We start from the raw sequence: 15,951 nt of genomic DNA, 5'->3' as shown, positions 1-15,951 counted from the left end.
ATGCTGCCGCTGGTACACCGGCGGCCCCTTTTATTGCTTAAAAAAATCTGTTAGTTTTTGCTGAAGCTCCTCTTTTCTTTCTTTAAGCTGCCTGTGGCGATGGCCATTGGCACCTGAAGGATGCGGGAAACCAAGCAAACATCGTGACTCATCCATTTCCCCTTCGTCAATAAATAGAAGAAGAACATCTTCTACCGCTCTGCCCAAAGGAATGATCAGTGGATTCTGCAATGGCTGAATATCTGTTTTAAGTGTGTCCCGCGCATATTTCATGAGAACAGGACTGCTCTTTATTGACGGCTGGTGTCCTGTATAATTTTTATTTCCGGCGAATACAGGGTATTTCAGCAAAGAAACGGTGTGCAGCAGCTTCCTGTTTCCTTTAAATAATGAGGCCGCCTCTGAAAGGCTTAAAAAGGCAGGCAGTTCGAGCTCATCCAGCATTTGGACCAGGTGCTTTCTCATGCTTCCGGAAAACTGGGCAGATTCTTTGGCTGCTTCTAACATTTCCATCTTTTCTCTTCCTTCATCCATCAGCATTCTCACTGTGCGGAACGCGTTCTCCATCTGAATCCAGCCTGGTGTAATTCCTACAATGACTACTTTTCCTTGGTCATTCACAATTTCATTATGAGGAGAATAATAAATGTCAAGCGTTCCGTTTTGTTCGATGCGAAACTGAGGCAGCAGCAAGTCCTCTTTTGTGTAGCGGCTTTTGATCGGGAGAGACTGGATGTCCTTCAGATAATGCTCAAAGTAATTCATACGTACATCCTCCTTTCGTTAGTTTGAACGATAATCTCTTTGGATTCCATTTTCCCCAAAAATTTTTTTCTTTTTAGACGATCATCAAAAAAAGCTTTCATTTTGGTTACATTGAACTGCCTGCCTATTTACAACCCCTTCTTTTCTGTGTAATATTTAGATAAACATCTAAATACTTTTTCTTCCAAATGGAGTGGATTTTATTGAATGAAGTATTTAAGGCATTAGCGGACCCCACCCGCCGTAAGATCCTTGATCTGTTAAAAAACCAGGACTTGAGCGCGGGCGAAATTGCGGATCATTTTGAAATGACCAAACCTACCATCTCCCATCATTTAAACACCTTAAAGAAAACCGGACTTATACAAGATGTGAAGCAAGGCCAGTTCGTCATCTACTCTCTGAATACAACCGTTTTTCATGATGTAATGAACTGGTTCATGGGTGTCATGCAATCCGATTATAAGGTTAAAGGAGAGAACGAAAAATGAAATTATTGCTCATTCTTGCTGCAGCTGCTCTTTGGCTTGTGTTTTACTCCAAACTCCCGGCTGAACTCCCCATCCACTGGAACATGAAGGGGGAAATTGACGGATACTCTACCAAACTCGGCGCCATGCTGACGAATCTTGGCATCATGATTCTTTTGTATTTACTATTCCGCTTCTTGCCAAAGATCGACCCTAAAAAAGAAAATTACAAAAGTTTCTCGCGCAGCTATTCTATAATTAACTCTTCCCTGTTCGTCTTTTTTTTCCTGATCAATCTGATGGTTATTCTGACCGGACTTGGTTATGACCTATCGATGAACTCTTTGATGCCTGTCATTCTTGGAGGATTGTTTATCGTTCTTGGAAACTATATGCAGCAGGTAAAACCGAACTATTTTGTTGGAATCAAGACTCCGTGGACACTGGCTGATGAGAACGTCTGGCGTCAGACCCACCGCTTCAGTTCCAAGGTGTTTGTCGCTGCTGGCATTATTGTTCTGCTTGCTTTATTAGCACCTTCCGAGTGGAGAGATTTTATTATTCTGCCCTCCATACTCGGTGCTGCACTCGTTTCTGTCGGCTCATCCTACTATTTTTTCAAAAAGAAAAAGGACTTCACGAGTAAAATGTAGCCATGCTGTTTAAAAAAAAGAGACCGGCTGATAAAATTTCAGCCGGTTGCTCATTTTTTAATGTATTTTTTAGAGCTCGCTGGTAATAGCGTTTCTCCAAGTTTGTCCAATAGTATTTTTGTTCCATGTTCCCTTTGAGACACGTTATCGAGTCCATCCAGAAAAGCCCCCTGCTCCGTTAATAGAAGCTGGGTACCGCTTCCCTTCGCTTTAAATTCGACGCTTGCAACAGAGACTGAAATTCTTGTTTTATCGAGATCCATCGCGTATGAATAGATGATCCGCTCGCTTGGAACGATTTCTTGATAAATAGCATCATAGGTATATTGATGTCCATCAGGCGCTATTCCTTGGCTATATTCTCTTCCGCCAACCCGAAAATCGAATTCTTCCCCAATGGGAAACCACAAGGCTTTCTCATCTGGATCGGCCCAGGCCGTATATACTCTTGAAGGCGTTACATCGTAGTAGCGGTCAATAATAAACGTGTCATGTGAAACTGATCGTCCACTCATCATTTATCCTCCTTTATCCAATTCTTAAGCCTTTTCTGTGAGAAAATCACCTAGACGGTCCAAGCTGCGCTCGATACTTCCCTTCCGTTCAGTTAAAAATTCTTCATGATGCTTATTCATCATTGACAGCAGCATCGAGAAGTCTTTTACCGATACCTTCTCTTCCTTTTCCATATGGCCTGCTACATTTAATAACGCTTTTAAAAGCTTTTGCTGGGCATTGATATTTTTCTTAATCCGGGTAATTTGAAGCCATGCGAAATCTAATGGATTGTATTGGTTATCATTTAAAATCGATTTTATCTCCTCTAAAGATACCTCCAACTCCTTTAAGGCAAGTATTTGCTGCAGGCGAAAAAAATCATTCTTATCATATAGCCTGTGCCCTGAGCCAGAATGCGCTGATGGTGATAATAAATCAATTTGATCATAATATCGCAGCGTACGAACGGTCAGCCCTGCTACTGCGGCCAGTTCACCAATCTTATATTTTCCCTCCATAATCAGCTCCTTCCTTTTTCGCAAGCTTACTGCCGGCAACTCTACTGTACAACATGCCGTTACGTAAGGTTCAAGCATTTAATGAAATTTTCTGAAAATATTTTTTCGAATGGCTGACAGCAGCTTATAATATCAGCTTTTTGATTCCCCTTTTTTCGGGTACATTGATTATAGAATCCAAAGGGTGGGAGTGTACCATATGAGGCAAAATATCTTCGAACAATTTGAAAAACCCGAGGGTCTGCTCGGTAAGCTTGCGGGAAAAATCATGTCCAGCGAAAACAAGGAACTGAATGAATGGACCATTTCTGCACTGCAGCCGGGAGCGGGCGACCGTCTCCTGGAAGTGGGTTATGGGCCGGGTGTAGGCATTGAATATGTGTGCAGCAACTATCCCTCCTGCCGCATCGTCGGCTATGATGTTTCACATGTCATGAAGAAACAAGCAGAATCACGGAACGATTCGTTCATAAAAGAAGGACGCGTGGAGCTGTTTGAAGGTCCCATCACTTCAGCCGATGAGCACACACCGAAATTTGATGGCGTGTATACCGTAAATTCCATCTTCATCTGGAAGGATCCGATTGGGGATCTTAAAAAGATCAAGAGTCTGATGAAGGAACAGGCCCGTATAGCTGTTACCCTTCAGCCACACGAAAAAGGAGCAGATGATGATACTACAAAAGAAATCGGAAGGATTATCTCCCTTTATTTAAAGGAGGCAGGTTTTTCTCATATTTCCGCAAGCGTGAAGAACATGAGACCTGTGGATGCCGTGATCGTAACAGCTGCCAAGCCAGTGTAAAAATTATAAAATTTTATTGTAAATGAAGTTTTATTTCTTTCAGACGGGGTAAACAAACCATGCAACACTATGTCACCCATATGGAGGGAATTGAGATGAGAAAGAACAATCGTTCCGTAACATCCAATGAGCCAAGAGATGGACCGAATAGTGAATGCAACACAGAAATAGGAATAAAAGATTAGCGTGGTTCATATTTTTGTAAAGCAAGACTAAGCAAGACGTTTAGGCAGTAATAGGTACGATGTGTGAACAGATCAGCTCTATGTTTGAGGCAAGATGCAACACTATACGCCATATACAGGAGGTTTGCAAATGGTTAAGGACGTCTACAGTTCCGAAACTTGCAATGATCCGAGAGATGGACCAGATAGTGAATGCACGTGTGAAAGAGCGATTTAAAGCAGAGTTTGAATTGTATTTGTGATTAAATGAGTGAAAACACTATTCAGAGCCAAACGGAGGGGAACTCTCATGAATCGGAACAGTTTTTGTTCCGAAACTTGCGAAGAACCAAGAGCTGGACCTAATAGTGGGAACCCGAAGCAGAATAAAGCAGTGAGTATTTTGTAGTACGAATCAATAAGTAAAAAAGCATCAAACCACGTAGGTTGAACAACGCAACACATTGAAGGAGTCTTGGACCCAAGGCTCCTTTTTTCATGCCTTTTAACGTTCTGCGTTAAAATCGCTTCTCTTCTGCTACTCTAAGCTCAGTATCCTAAACAAGCAGCCTGCTGGGTTTGTCTTCCTCGGCTGATTTTTTGCAAGTGCAATAGCTTCTGACCGGCTTGAGTAAGTGCCGCTCGGTGCTGTATTTTGAATTTTGACGACCCAGCCGTTTTCCCCCTGATTGGGAACCACACTGTAATCATGCATCATGCCGCTCCTCCTTTTCCATCATTTCAAGAGGACTTTACCATTTCACTTCAGCTTGAAACATTCTTAGTAAATTCCCCCATAAAGATTGAGTTCTCCCTGCAATTAATACTATAATCAAATGGTGATCTTAACAAACAAGAAAAGGTGCATATAGATGAGTGTTTTAACCGTAAAAAACTTAAGCCACGGCTTTGGTGACCGTGCGATTTTTAATGATGTCTCCTTCCGTCTCCTAAAAGGAGAACACATCGGATTGATCGGAGCAAATGGTGAAGGAAAATCCACCTTCATGAACATTATCACCGGCAAGCTGCAGCCAGACGAAGGTAAAGTAGAATGGGCAAAAAAAGTGCGTGTTGGCTACCTTGATCAGCACACAGTCCTTCAGCAGGGAATGACCATTCGCGATGTGCTGAAAAGTGCGTTTCAATACCTTTTTGATGTTGAAAACGAAATGAACGGCATGTACGAAAAAATGGGGGAAGCGACACCTGAAGAGCTAGAAAAACTTTTGGAGGATGTTGGTGTCCTTCAAGACACGTTAACAAATAACGATTTTTATATAATTGACGCAAAGGTAGAAGAGATCGCTCGCGGACTCGGTCTAGAAGATATCGGCCTTGACCGTGACGTACATGACCTGTCAGGCGGGCAGCGTACAAAGGTTCTTTTGGCAAAGCTGTTGCTTGAAAAGCCTGAGATCCTTTTGCTGGATGAGCCGACGAACTACTTGGATGAACAGCATATCGAGTGGCTGAAGCGCTACCTTCAGGAATATGAGAATGCATTTGTTTTAATTTCGCATGATATTCCGTTCTTGAACAGTGTGATCAACTTGATCTATCACATGGAAAATCAAGAGCTTAACCGCTATGTAGGAGACTACAATAACTTCCAGCATATTCACGAAGCGAAAAAACAGCAGCTGGAAGCAGCTTTCAAACGCCAGCAGCAGGAAATTTCCGAGCTGAAGGATTTTGTTGCGAGAAATAAAGCTCGTGTTTCCACTCGAAACATGGCGATGTCCCGCCAAAAAAAGCTGGATAAAATGGAGGTCATCGAGCTGGCCAAGGAAAAACCAAAGCCTGAATTCAATTTCAAGGAAGCCCGTACCTCAGGAAAAATGATCTTTGAAACAAAAAATCTCGTAATTGGATATGACGAACCGTTATCCCGCCCGCTTGACCTAAGAATGGAACGGGGCCAAAAGATCGCGCTTGTCGGAGCGAATGGTATCGGAAAAACAACATTGCTTCGCAGTATTCTGGGTGAAATCAAGCCGATCTCCGGTTCTGTGGAACGAGGCGAATATCTGCATATCGGATACTTTGAGCAGGAGATCAAAAGCAATAACAATAATACGTGTATTGACGAGGTTTGGAGCGAGTTTCCTTCTTTCAACATGCATGAGGTCCGTGCCGCTCTCGCAAAATGCGGCCTGACCACCAAGCATATTGAAAGCAAAGTACAGGTACTCAGCGGAGGAGAAAAAGCAAAAGTCCGGCTCTGCAAGCTGATCAATAACGAAACGAACCTCCTTGTTCTGGATGAGCCGACCAACCATTTGGATGTCGATGCTAAGGACGAACTGAAACGGGCGTTAAAGGCCTACAAAGGAAGCATCCTGCTGATCTCCCACGAACCGGAATTTTACCGTGAGGTCGTTACTGAAGTGTGGAACTGCGAAGACTGGACGACAAAAGTGTTTTAATGCTTTTAAAAAGCCTGCTGTACAGGACAGCAGGCTTTTTTTGGTTTCACCATTGAAGCGAATGGCTACCTCCAGTCACAGGGAGAATCAGCTCGCTCTTTTGCGGCTCCACAGTAATTTTAGTCCCTGACTTGGGACGAAGGGTATAGTGGTAATCACTGGACAGCAGGACCAATCCTAATTTGTGGCCCGCCTGGACCACATAGTCATCCGGCTGAAGGCTCCACTCCAATGCATACGATTTTCCAGGAGTAAGAGCCTGTGACCGGGACTCTGAACGGAGATTTTGTGGATCCAGCCATCCACGTGTTACTATCTCGGTCTTTTCAGGCCCGTAATCAACGAGTAATGCTGTCAGATTCGCAACGGGACGGTCGATGCTTGCACGGATGCTCACTTTCGGTGTTCCGCTAATACGGACATTCTTTTCTAACTTTGGTGTTACATATGCGAGTCGGTTAGCCGAATCTGTTTCCGGATTCAATACAAGGTCTTCTGCTTTTTGCTGCGCATCATCAAAGATGGTTTGCCGCTCTTTTTGTTTATGACGGCCAGGCTTTTTGCTGAGCGCTTTCGGCTGAAGATACAGCTCCACCTGTTTCGTACTCCTAGCCGGCCAGCTGCTCTCAGTATCCCAATGTTTGTCTTCACGCTGAATGTCTACTGCTGGCTCTTCCATGACGTCATTTTTTACGTTGTACAGCCAGTAATCAAACCATTTGTTTAACGTCGGCAGCCATACATCTCTTCTGAAACTGTAGGGGTTGGCATGTCCCCCTTGATGAAGCCAAAGCTTGCGGGGTACATGGTTTTGTCCGAGCGCTTCCCACCATTGTGCGAATTGCTTTGTCTTCACATTCCAGTCGTTCAACCCGTGAACGACAAAGACGCTAGCCTTGACTTGATCGGCATTTTTCACATAATCTCTGTGTGACCAGTATTTATTGTAATCCCCTGTCTTTCGATCCTGTCCTACTGTCAGTTCTTTCATCACATCTCTGCAGGCTTCCGGATTTTCCCGAGTCAAAATCGCTTCAGCCATGTTGTCTGTATCCTCGCCAGGGTATCCACCAGGAGCGATGACAGCACCATTTCCTCTGTAATAATCGTACCAGCTGCTGATGGCCGCAATCGGTACGATGGTTTTCAGACCTTTCACACCGGTTCCCGCTACAGCGTTTGGAAGGGTTCCATTGTACGATACACCGGTCATTCCGACGTTGCCTGTACTCCAATCTGCCTTTACTTCTTTTCCGTCGGAGGTATATGCCTTCGCTCTCCCGTTCAGCCAGTCAATGACTGCTTTCGTTCCTTGAATCTCCCGTTCGTCCCCTGTTGTCGGACAGCCGCCGGAAAACCCGGTACCAATGCTTTCCGCAAGCACGACCCCATATCCTCTTGGGACGAAATAATCATCATAGTAACCCGGGAGGTTTCCGGCACTGCCTACGGCAAAAGGTTTCCCCTTATGATTTCCTTGACCGCTCTTCTTCGGTACTGCATAGAGCTCCGTATTCACATCATAAACAGGTACATCTTCCAGCCCTGCACGGTATGGGCTCATTTCATAAATAACCGGGACCTTAAGCCCTTCTTCTGTTTCCTTTGGACGGATGATATCCGCATGGATCCGGTCACGCTTCCCATCTCTGTCACTATCAAACTTCGTTTCTATAAATACCTTTTCAGTAACAGCCTCGTCCAGCGAATAGACGGGCTGCGTCATCCCATCTTTGATGACGGGATTCTGCACAACCTTTGTCTTGTTATGCAGGTTGTTGTCTGGCACACCTGCCCCCATCATGATTGGGAGCAATAATGCAGAACATAATGTGAGAGAAAGCGGCCTTTTCAGCAATGGATCTCCTCCTTTTTAATAAAAGATATAAATTTTCATGCTGTTATCTAATGATAACTGAAAATTTTGTAAAATTTTGCAGATATAGAACAAACACAGATAAAACAGGAAATTATTACTAACCTATACTTCTCCGACTCTGCAACTAACGTCCTATTACCTAAAAAAAAGCCGGTTCACCGAGGTGAACCAGCTTTTTTGTGAAAGCAGATTATTGCCAGATAGCTGCCGCATATTCCGGATGATCGATAAAAGGGTTGCGGTTGTGCTGATAATTATTGTAGATCACATCGTTGCGGCGGCGCTCAAACCTGTCAACTGGATCTTGCTGATTCCACTGAAACAGCACTGACAGTTTTCCGATATAAGGTGCTGATCCGTTGCTCACACTGTTGTTCATCTCCAGATCAGGTTCGCCGCTGTCTCCTTCGTAACGGACGGCCATATAGAAGATCATTCGGGCAACATCTCCTTTAACCGCATCGCGCGGTTCCCATGAATCACTGTCCGAGTAGTTGCCTCTTGCTTCTGCATTTTCTGTACCGCCATTATCAAAATCAAGATTTCCACGGTCACTGTTTACGGAAACATCCGCGGGACGTAAATGATGAAGGTCTGTTCCAGGCCCCATCGCTGTTCCAAAATCCCCATGCGATTTTGCCCAAACATGCTCCCTGTTCCAATCGTTCACACCTGAACCGTTTGCTGTTTTACTTTGTGAACGGCCAGTATACAGCAAAATAACGTTACTGGTGTTGTTCGGGTCTTCATCCGTATGGCGGAGGGCATTCCAGACTGCATCGTAGGAGAGCTCCGTGTGATCATTAATAATATGATGAAGCGCACTTTTTAAAGCCGCACCGGTTTTCCCCTGGGCATTGTCATAATAAGATCCCGTATCAGAAGCCGGCGGTTCTGATGGTGTGCCTCCGCCTCCATTTGTCATATTGGTTACATTTTTAATGCCGGCATGAGAGAAGTAAGACGTTAGATTGCCAGTTACTTTTATCTGGGTTCCTTTTAGGGCTGGATGCGACTGAAGTCCAAATTGCGAACGGTAAGAAGAAGGAATCTGCACATAAACCATTTTGGAAGTGTTCGTTTCTCCTGCCGTATCAGCTAAAGCAAGTGCATAATCGTTAGGATAATTGCTTGTAACTACGGTCGATGCAGCAGTCGGCTGGCCTGTTATATAGCCCTGAACCGTTTTCAAATTGTTGTTTTGATTAGAGATAGCCTGTGAAACAGTGTACGGCGATGAAGCCGATCCGTCTCCTGATGCATTTAGTAAAGGAAGAAAGGCGAAACTTCCAATCACCATTGTTGAGACAAGTGAAAACAGAAAGGCGAGCCTGAAGCTTCTCACCGGCTTTGTTCTCATAATAAAACCCTCCCCTGCTCATTTTTTATCCATGAAGCACAATGAGTATCGTATAGTTTGATCTTAACCGGCATGGTTAATTACATCTTACAGAAATGTAAAACATTCACATAGATACTAAAGGAGGGTTTATTTCGAGATCATCTCTGTCTCTCTTGCGTGTTTATTAGGTTTTGTCCGTCCCATCGCCATGTTCCCCGCTCGTTGTAAACACCGCCAAGCCACCAATCAGCTGATGTATAATCAAAACGGTCTTCCCTTTCCATTAACACTTCAATTCCTTCATATGTCAGCTCGATCACAGCATCCTCAGGTTCGATATTGTACCGCGGCAGTGTTCCTTCTGTCCGTTTAATAAGCGGTTTCGGACCTTTTTGCACCTGGTCGAGCAAAGCGGCGAAATGAAGGTCGCTCAATCCGTCATCCAGACGCTGGCCACTGACCTTATGAAACAGCTCATGAAACGAAGTGATGCCATCATACATGTACTGAAAAGCCAGCTCTTCCACCTGGTTCAGACCGTTTTTTAAAGAAGGATAATAGTCCAAGTGACGCTTCATGGCCCTTTTTGCAAAAGGCAGCTGGCATTTGGTTTGATGAAGCCATCCTGTAAGATCAAGCGGATTTGATGAGGAATAGGCGTCCCATCCCCCCGCTCCCTCTTTAACCTGCTCTGTGGTGATGGGTACCCGGTGCTCTTCCAGGCTGGCAAGCTGCACTTCTGAAAGCTGGCCAAGCCCAAAGAACGGTTCAATTCCCGGATAGGAATCGGTTGTTACCATGTATAATGTGTGAAGTCCGAGTGAATCGAGTAACTTCAGCAAGTACATCAGCATGGTTTGGTCGTATCGGTCATGCTCAAACCAGAGAGTAATCTCCGTCTCCTTTGGGAGTTTACCCAGCCGGCTTTCCTGCCAACGGAGTTCTGAAGAAAAATCTCCGCGGGGACTCCCAATTTGCGTTCAAAGAATTCTGCTCGGTTCTTAACCTTTTTCTCATCCATATCGGCTGATACAGGGCCCAGGTCATACATCTCCCTCCAGACGATCACTTCTCCATCAAGAGGTTTGAGCTTGTTGCCCGTTATATCTCCGTTTACAATATGAACCTTCATGAAATCCCCCTTATCGTAAAGCGGTTTCGTTTTTAGTCCAGTTTTGTTGCGGTAAAGCTTCCTAATACGTTCACTTCGTGGCCATACGTCTGCAGGACGGCAATGGCTTTTTGGATGGATGGATGAACAGAGCTAAGCCCCGGCTCCAGGAAAAATTGATAGGTTCCCAATTTCTTTTTTGTCGGCCGTGATTCGATCCATGTCAAATTGATATTGAGTGCAGAAAAGACATTGAGGATCGCAGACAGGACCCCAGTATATTCATCGCTTGGTGTAACCTGAAGCATCGTTTTTGCCGCGTTTTCCAATGGGGTTTTGTCTTTTGATACAATAACGAACCGGGTCTGGTTCTCAAAGCTTTCCTCTATATTGCGCTTAATCGGCTGCAGACCAAAAAGATCACCCGCATACTCTGACGCTACAGCAGCAACATCGCGGCGGTCCGTATTCCTGATGGCCTCTGCTGCAGAAGCCGTACTGTCAAAATGGCGGCTCTTTACTTTTAATTCCCTGAGGTACTCCCTGCACTGAGCGAGAGCAGGGGGAATCGACCATACTTCTTTAATGTCCTCCAGCCGTGTATCCGCAGCTGCGAGCAGATGGAGGGATACAGGAAGAATAGCTTCTCCCTCGATATAAAGATCGTGGACAAGAAGGCTGTCCACCGTCATTGTAATGGTCCCTTCAATCGCATTTTCAATCGGGGCAATTCCTTTATCAGCCAGCCCCTCACCCACCGCTTCAAGCACTTCAGGAACCGAATCACACATCTGCCATTCGATGTCATGTCCTTTAAAATACCGGTGAGCTGCTTCCTCGGAAAATGTGCCATGAGGTCCTAAATATGCCACTTTCATGTTCAAAAACTCCTCTTTTGCCGTTTCTCTAACTGAAACTTTTCTGAGGATTATACCATGTGGTGCCTGGCACCGCAATTACACAACTATGTAAAAGCGGTGCCTGGCACCATATGTCATAGGTCCAACCGCTCAGCTTTGCGACATTTCCTCCTACGGTGTTGGTCGTTATCTCCTGTTTTCCCCTTGAGCAGTACGAATCGTTTACACTCCTGCTTTTATGTATGTTATTTATTGAATAATCAAAAAATTATTTTCAGGAGGTTATTATGAAAAATGTCTTCCGTTCTGCTTCTTTTGTAATGGCAATGACCCTTGCCGCAGGTATCTGCTGTTCACCTGCCCCGCTGAAAGCGGCCGCTGCGGATGAAACGGAGAGTTTCACGCCTTACTACGGTTACGGTCCCAGCTATGTTCAGCCCAGCAGCATCTCCTATCTCTTCCCGAAGCCAGCTGAACAATTCTCCACACCTGCCTTTGAAAAGGGACGACTCCCGTTTACTTCCCAGGAAGAAATGCTCTCCTTTATTAAGAAGCTCGACAACAAAAATAAGTATGTGACACTAAAAAGCATCGGCAAGTCCATGGAGGGCCGTGATCTGCCTATTCTGTTCTTCAGCAAAGATAATCCTGACAAAATTAAGAACAACAAAAAGAAGCCCCTGATCTGGATTCAGGGACAAATTCACGGAAACGAACCCGCTGCAGGTGAATCGGTTCTTGTCACCGCTCAGAAGCTGGCCCAAGGCAAGATGGGTAATGTTCTGGACAAAGTAAACGTCGCCATTGTGCCCCGTGTTAACCCAGATGGCTCCTACTACTTCAAACGGCAGATTGCGACCAACCTTGACGCAAACCGCGACTACATGAAAGTCGAATATCCAGAGGTACAAGCAGTACATAGAGCGGTCAATGAATATAAGCCTGATGTGGTCCTGGATGCCCATGAGTATACTGTAAATTCTCCCCTCCTCAAAAAGTTTGGAGAGCAGGGCTCTGTTTCATCTTATGATCTGTTGATCTCTTCAGCAAAAAACTTGAATATTCCAGAGCAGCTGAGGAAACCATCGGACAATCTGGTTCTTAACAAGGTCAATCAGGCCCTCGATCAAAAGAAATTATCACATCACGATTATTACACACTGGATACGGATGATGACGGCCAGCTTGTCGCAACGGAAGGAAGTACAGAAACCCGCATCGGAAGAAACGCACTAGGGTTAAAGAACACGCTCACCTATTTGATCGAGACCAGGGGCATCAATATCGGCCGGGCTGATTTTAACCGTCGAGTCTACGCACAGGCCACCGCACAGGAAAACTTTATTAAAACGACCGCAGCCTACTCCAGTAAAATAAAAACACTGGTCACAAATGCAACAAGGGATGTCGTGGATAAAGGCAAGAAAGCCAACGATAAAGATTCGATCGTCGTAAAAAGCGAGAACAAACGGGTTCCTGGCCAGCAGCTTGAAGTGGTGGATCTTGCTCAAGCAAAAAAAGTAAACATCCCGATCGTTTGGGAAGACTCTACCGATGCCTACCCAACACTGGAAAGAGAGCGTCCGACAGCCTACATCATGCCGCCGGCTTACCACAGCATTGCCCGGAAACTCGAATTGCTTGGGGTTCACGTGCAGAAGCTGAAAAAGCCAGCTTCCAAATCGGTTGAGCGTTACAAAGTAACCGGCAAAAAAGTGTCCTCCACTCTCGAGAATGGGCACTATACGAATGAAGTAACAACAGATGTGAAGGAAACCGTCCGCTCCTTCCCTGCTGGCAGCTACGTGTTCAGCATGGCGCAGCCGAACGCCAACTTTATTGCGCTTGCCCTTGAACCTGAATCCATCGACAGCTATGTCACCTTTAACTTTATTCCAACGGATGCTGGCGAAGAGCTGCCGATTTACCGCTATATGAGCGATCAGAAACTGAATGCGAGATAACATGGAAAGCATAAGCGCCCTGCTGGGCGCTGAAGCTGGATACACGAAAAGCTTCAGCACGGCGGAATATCCGCTATGCTGAAGCTTTTATCTTTTGATCTATTTTCGTTTCGTGACCGGAATGCGGGCCACTCCTCATCCCCGTAGACGAGCAAGCGTCCTCCTCCATTATGTTCAGTTCTTCTTGGCCCGCTAATCTGGCTTCAGGATCGTATAGTCCTGCCATTCATACGGAAGGAGCGCCTGATATTGGCGGGTTAGAAAGCGGTCATCGACAAGAACGATTGTCCCGCGGTCTGATTCGGATCGGATCAGCCTTCCACCAGCCTGCAGCACTTTATTGATTCCTGGATATACATAGGAATAATTATAGCCGTTCTTTCCAAGCGATGAAAAATAATCCTTGATGATATTTCGTTCCAGACCAAGCTGGGGGAGTCCTACCCCCACCACAATGACACCGTTAAGCCGGTCCCCGACAAGGTCCACTCCTTCTGAAAAAATGCCGCCCATCACTGCAAAACCAATAAGAGGTTCATCCGCATCCGCCTGGAATGATTGTAAAAATTGTTCCCGTTCCTCTTCTGACATGCCAGACGATTGAACTATTGATTTAAAGGGGAATTTTTCATTCAAAAACTGTTCATACACATCAAACATGTATTGATAGGAAGGGAAAAATACAAGAAAGTTGCCTTTATTTTCTCTTACCACCTGATGAATCATTTGTGCGATCGGCTCTCTTGTTCTTTCCCTGTCACGGTATCGTGTGGACAATGGCTGGATGCAGATCTGAAGCTGGTCACGTCTGAAGGGAGACGGGATAGCCAGAGCATAATCTTCATCCCGAAAGCCGATCATGTCCTTGTAGTAATCAATCGGCGTAAAAGTAGCCGAAAAGAAGATGCTCGAACGATAACCTTTGCCCATTTGCTGAAGGAGAACAGAAGGATCCAGGCAGAACATTTTAATCTTCACTTCGCTTCTTTCGTATTCTGCGTATGTGACATACCGGTCATCGTATAGTTTGGAGATGCGGATGAAGCTTTGAGCCGTGAAGTAGGTATCGAGCAGAAGCTGTTGTCCTTCTCCTTGATTCAACAATTCTCTTTCAGCAAGAGCAATAAAAACTTCCAAAAGCTCAATCAGTTGATCGGGTTTGTCTTCCATCACAAGACTTCTCGCTTCCCCGCACCTTTTTTTCACAGAAAGCCCGAAGTCATTGACGGCTTTGGCGGCCTTCTGAAGCTCTGCATTACTCCCTTTATATTCACGTGAAACGTTCAAGAAGGCTGATTTGTGGATTTCTGCAGAAAACATTTCACGGCCCCGGTCGACAAGATTATGGGCTTCATCTACAAGCAAGGCAGTTTTCTTTTTCTGCTCTTCAAAGAAACGCTTTAATGACACTCTCGGATCAAATATATAATTATAATCACAGATTACCACATCTGCCCCATAGGCCAAATCCAAGGAAAACTCAAATGGGCAAAGCTGGTGCCTCAGAGCATACTCCTGGATCGTTCTGCGGTTGATCACCGTTTCGTTTTCCAATATATCCAGCACGGCTCCGTTTACACGATCATAATATCCATCTGCAAATTCACAGTAATCTTTTTGGCAGATTGTCTTATCCTTCATACACATTTTATCCTTTGCGGTCAACGTGACAGTATGCAGGCGAAGGCCTTTGTCCTGCATTAGCAAAACAGCTTCTTCAGCTGCCTCTCTCGTGATTGTTTTCGCCGTCAAGTAAAAGAAGCGCTGGAGCAGACCTTCGCCGATTGCTTTAACTGCCGGGAATGTAGTCGACATCGTTTTGCCGATACCCGTCGGCGCCTGGGCAAACAGATTTTTACCTTCTGCGATGGCCGTATAGACTGCCCCTGCCAATTTCCTTTGTCCTTCACGGTATCGGTCAAACGGAAAGGGCAGTTCTTTAATACTGTAATCCCTTTCCTTCCTATGTCTCACCTGCAGCAGGGCATAAGGGGCGTAAGCCTTTACCGCTTCCTCCAGAAACAGTATGAGCTCATCACGGGAAAATTCTTTTTTAAACCGCTTCTGCTCCTGTGTATCCACCTGTACATAAGTAAGCTGAACCTGGATGTTATCAAGCCCGTGGTCTGAGGCATAGATACAGGCATATACCTTTGCCTGTGCCCAATGGACGGGGTATGTATCTTCCTCAATAGAACTCAGGTCATGTGAAGTGGATTTGATTTCATCGATCGTTACCCGTTCATCAGAAAAAAGCAGGCCGTCACAACGGCCTTCAATGAGAAAAGAAAGGTTGTCCACGACCATCTCTGTATGAACAAATACTTCTTTCTGATCGCATTTTCCATATGACTGCTGTATTTTTTGGTGGGCTTTCGTACCTTCGGCCAGTGTGGTGGCCGTGCGAAAACGCCAATCGATGCTGCCGCTTCGGTAGACGTATTCGACAAGTCCCCTTACAGAAACTTTTACTATGTCCAGCATGTTATCACC

Annotated in this window: 15 protein-coding genes; 5 read left to right on the top strand and 10 right to left on the bottom strand. The window is 45.2% G+C overall.

All coding sequences use genetic code 11. The annotated features are described in order from the left end of the window. Positions 1–30: 30 nt before the first annotated feature. The gene (locus tag QYF49_RS19525; protein WP_290401265.1) at positions 31–765 is read right to left on the bottom strand and encodes a hypothetical protein; all 735 of its coding nucleotides are present in this window, start codon (positions 763–765) and stop codon (positions 31–33) included. A gap of 203 nt (positions 766–968) precedes the next feature. Between QYF49_RS19525 and QYF49_RS19520 the strand changes: the two genes are divergently transcribed. Next, positions 969–1,256 carry an autorepressor SdpR family transcription factor gene (locus tag QYF49_RS19520; RefSeq protein ID WP_290401264.1) on the top strand — a complete coding sequence of 96 codons (288 nt, stop codon included), beginning with the start codon at positions 969–971 and terminating at the stop codon, positions 1,254–1,256. Further along, complete coding sequence (locus tag QYF49_RS19515) at positions 1,253–1,888, top strand: SdpI family protein (RefSeq protein WP_290401263.1); 636 nt, start codon at positions 1,253–1,255, stop codon at positions 1,886–1,888. The genes QYF49_RS19520 and QYF49_RS19515 overlap by 4 nt, the downstream gene beginning before the upstream one ends. A gap of 50 nt (positions 1,889–1,938) precedes the next feature. Here QYF49_RS19515 and QYF49_RS19510 read toward each other — a convergent pair whose 3' ends face one another. Both QYF49_RS19510 and QYF49_RS19505 read right to left on the bottom strand, forming a co-directional pair. Further along, a complete protein-coding gene (locus QYF49_RS19510) occupies positions 1,939–2,403 on the bottom strand; it encodes an SRPBCC family protein (RefSeq protein WP_290401262.1) in 465 nt (154 codons plus the stop codon). Between the two features lie 24 nt (positions 2,404–2,427). Beyond that, positions 2,428–2,904 carry a MerR family transcriptional regulator gene (locus tag QYF49_RS19505; RefSeq protein ID WP_290401261.1) on the bottom strand — a complete coding sequence of 159 codons (477 nt, stop codon included), beginning with the start codon at positions 2,902–2,904 and terminating at the stop codon, positions 2,428–2,430. Positions 2,905–3,103: 199 nt separating this feature from the next. Here QYF49_RS19505 and QYF49_RS19500 point away from each other — a divergent pair, with 199 nt between their 5' ends. Further along, a complete protein-coding gene (locus QYF49_RS19500; protein ID WP_290401260.1) occupies positions 3,104–3,709 on the top strand; it encodes a class I SAM-dependent methyltransferase in 606 nt (201 codons plus the stop codon). 702 nt (positions 3,710–4,411) lie between these two features. Here the strand turns inward: QYF49_RS19500 and QYF49_RS19495 are convergent. Next, positions 4,412–4,591, bottom strand: a complete 180-nt coding sequence (locus tag QYF49_RS19495) for a DUF2188 domain-containing protein (protein ID WP_290401259.1) — start codon at positions 4,589–4,591, stop codon at positions 4,412–4,414. Positions 4,592–4,745: 154 nt separating this feature from the next. Here QYF49_RS19495 and QYF49_RS19490 point away from each other — a divergent pair, with 154 nt between their 5' ends. Next, positions 4,746–6,302 carry an ABC-F family ATP-binding cassette domain-containing protein gene (locus QYF49_RS19490; RefSeq protein WP_290401258.1) on the top strand — a complete coding sequence of 519 codons (1,557 nt, stop codon included), beginning with the start codon at positions 4,746–4,748 and terminating at the stop codon, positions 6,300–6,302. 46 nt (positions 6,303–6,348) lie between these two features. On the opposite strand, the gene QYF49_RS19485 is transcribed toward QYF49_RS19490, so the two are convergent. The 5 genes from QYF49_RS19485 to pheA all read right to left on the bottom strand — a co-directional run bounded on the left by QYF49_RS19485 (position 6,349) and on the right by pheA (position 11,512). Beyond that, positions 6,349–8,160 (bottom strand): Xaa-Pro dipeptidyl-peptidase, encoded by a 1,812-nt coding sequence (locus QYF49_RS19485; protein WP_290401257.1) that lies wholly within the window; start codon positions 8,158–8,160, stop codon positions 6,349–6,351. A gap of 211 nt (positions 8,161–8,371) precedes the next feature. Further along, entirely contained in the window at positions 8,372–9,481 is a 1,110-nt protein-coding gene (locus QYF49_RS19480; RefSeq protein WP_290401380.1) for an endonuclease, read from the bottom strand. Positions 9,482–9,681: 200 nt separating this feature from the next. Beyond that, entirely contained in the window at positions 9,682–10,443 is a 762-nt protein-coding gene (locus tag QYF49_RS19475) for a DUF1835 domain-containing protein (RefSeq protein ID WP_354005858.1), read from the bottom strand. Continuing rightward, positions 10,371–10,655, bottom strand: coding sequence for a hypothetical protein (locus QYF49_RS19470; protein ID WP_290401255.1), 285 nt, complete (start codon positions 10,653–10,655; stop codon positions 10,371–10,373). Before QYF49_RS19470 ends, QYF49_RS19475 begins: the two co-directional genes overlap by 73 nt. A 32-nt stretch (positions 10,656–10,687) precedes the next feature. Further along, positions 10,688–11,512, bottom strand: a complete 825-nt coding sequence (pheA, locus tag QYF49_RS19465; protein ID WP_290401254.1) for a prephenate dehydratase — start codon at positions 11,510–11,512, stop codon at positions 10,688–10,690. Between the two features lie 269 nt (positions 11,513–11,781). Here pheA and QYF49_RS19460 point away from each other — a divergent pair, with 269 nt between their 5' ends. Further along, positions 11,782–13,458, top strand: coding sequence for a M14 family metallopeptidase (locus tag QYF49_RS19460; protein ID WP_290401253.1), 1,677 nt, complete (start codon positions 11,782–11,784; stop codon positions 13,456–13,458). A 192-nt stretch (positions 13,459–13,650) separates the two neighbouring features. Here QYF49_RS19460 and QYF49_RS19455 read toward each other — a convergent pair whose 3' ends face one another. Next, a complete protein-coding gene (locus tag QYF49_RS19455; RefSeq protein WP_290401252.1) occupies positions 13,651–15,942 on the bottom strand; it encodes an ATP-dependent DNA helicase in 2,292 nt (763 codons plus the stop codon). Between the last annotated feature and the right edge of the window lie 9 nt (positions 15,943–15,951).

This window comes from Fictibacillus terranigra (assembly GCF_030412265.1).
GTDB lineage: Bacteria > Bacillota > Bacilli > Bacillales > Fictibacillaceae > Fictibacillus_C > Fictibacillus_C terrinigri.
The sequence above is the reverse complement of the archived record's forward strand: the minus strand, read 5'-3'. Positions and strand labels throughout refer to the sequence as shown.

What these genes read in the sequence shown, in the direction of transcription:
- QYF49_RS19455 (WP_290401252.1), bottom strand. Translation starts at nt 15,942, where the DNA reads ATGCTGGACATAGTAAAAGTTTCTGTAAGGGGACTTGTCGAATACGTC.
- QYF49_RS19525 (WP_290401265.1), bottom strand. Translation starts at nt 765, where the DNA reads ATGAATTACTTTGAGCATTATCTGAAGGACATCCAGTCTCTCCCGATC.
- QYF49_RS19495 (WP_290401259.1), bottom strand. Translation starts at nt 4,591, where the DNA reads ATGATGCATGATTACAGTGTGGTTCCCAATCAGGGGGAAAACGGCTGG.
- QYF49_RS19490 (WP_290401258.1), top strand. Translation starts at nt 4,746, where the DNA reads ATGAGTGTTTTAACCGTAAAAAACTTAAGCCACGGCTTTGGTGACCGT.
- QYF49_RS19480 (WP_290401380.1), bottom strand. Translation starts at nt 9,481, where the DNA reads ATGGTGATTGGAAGTTTCGCCTTTCTTCCTTTACTAAATGCATCAGGA.
- QYF49_RS19515 (WP_290401263.1), top strand. Translation starts at nt 1,253, where the DNA reads ATGAAATTATTGCTCATTCTTGCTGCAGCTGCTCTTTGGCTTGTGTTT.
- QYF49_RS19460 (WP_290401253.1), top strand. Translation starts at nt 11,782, where the DNA reads ATGAAAAATGTCTTCCGTTCTGCTTCTTTTGTAATGGCAATGACCCTT.
- QYF49_RS19500 (WP_290401260.1), top strand. Translation starts at nt 3,104, where the DNA reads ATGAGGCAAAATATCTTCGAACAATTTGAAAAACCCGAGGGTCTGCTC.
- pheA (WP_290401254.1), bottom strand. Translation starts at nt 11,512, where the DNA reads ATGAAAGTGGCATATTTAGGACCTCATGGCACATTTTCCGAGGAAGCA.
- QYF49_RS19505 (WP_290401261.1), bottom strand. Translation starts at nt 2,904, where the DNA reads ATGGAGGGAAAATATAAGATTGGTGAACTGGCCGCAGTAGCAGGGCTG.
- QYF49_RS19470 (WP_290401255.1), bottom strand. Translation starts at nt 10,655, where the DNA reads ATGAAGGTTCATATTGTAAACGGAGATATAACGGGCAACAAGCTCAAA.
- QYF49_RS19510 (WP_290401262.1), bottom strand. Translation starts at nt 2,403, where the DNA reads ATGAGTGGACGATCAGTTTCACATGACACGTTTATTATTGACCGCTAC.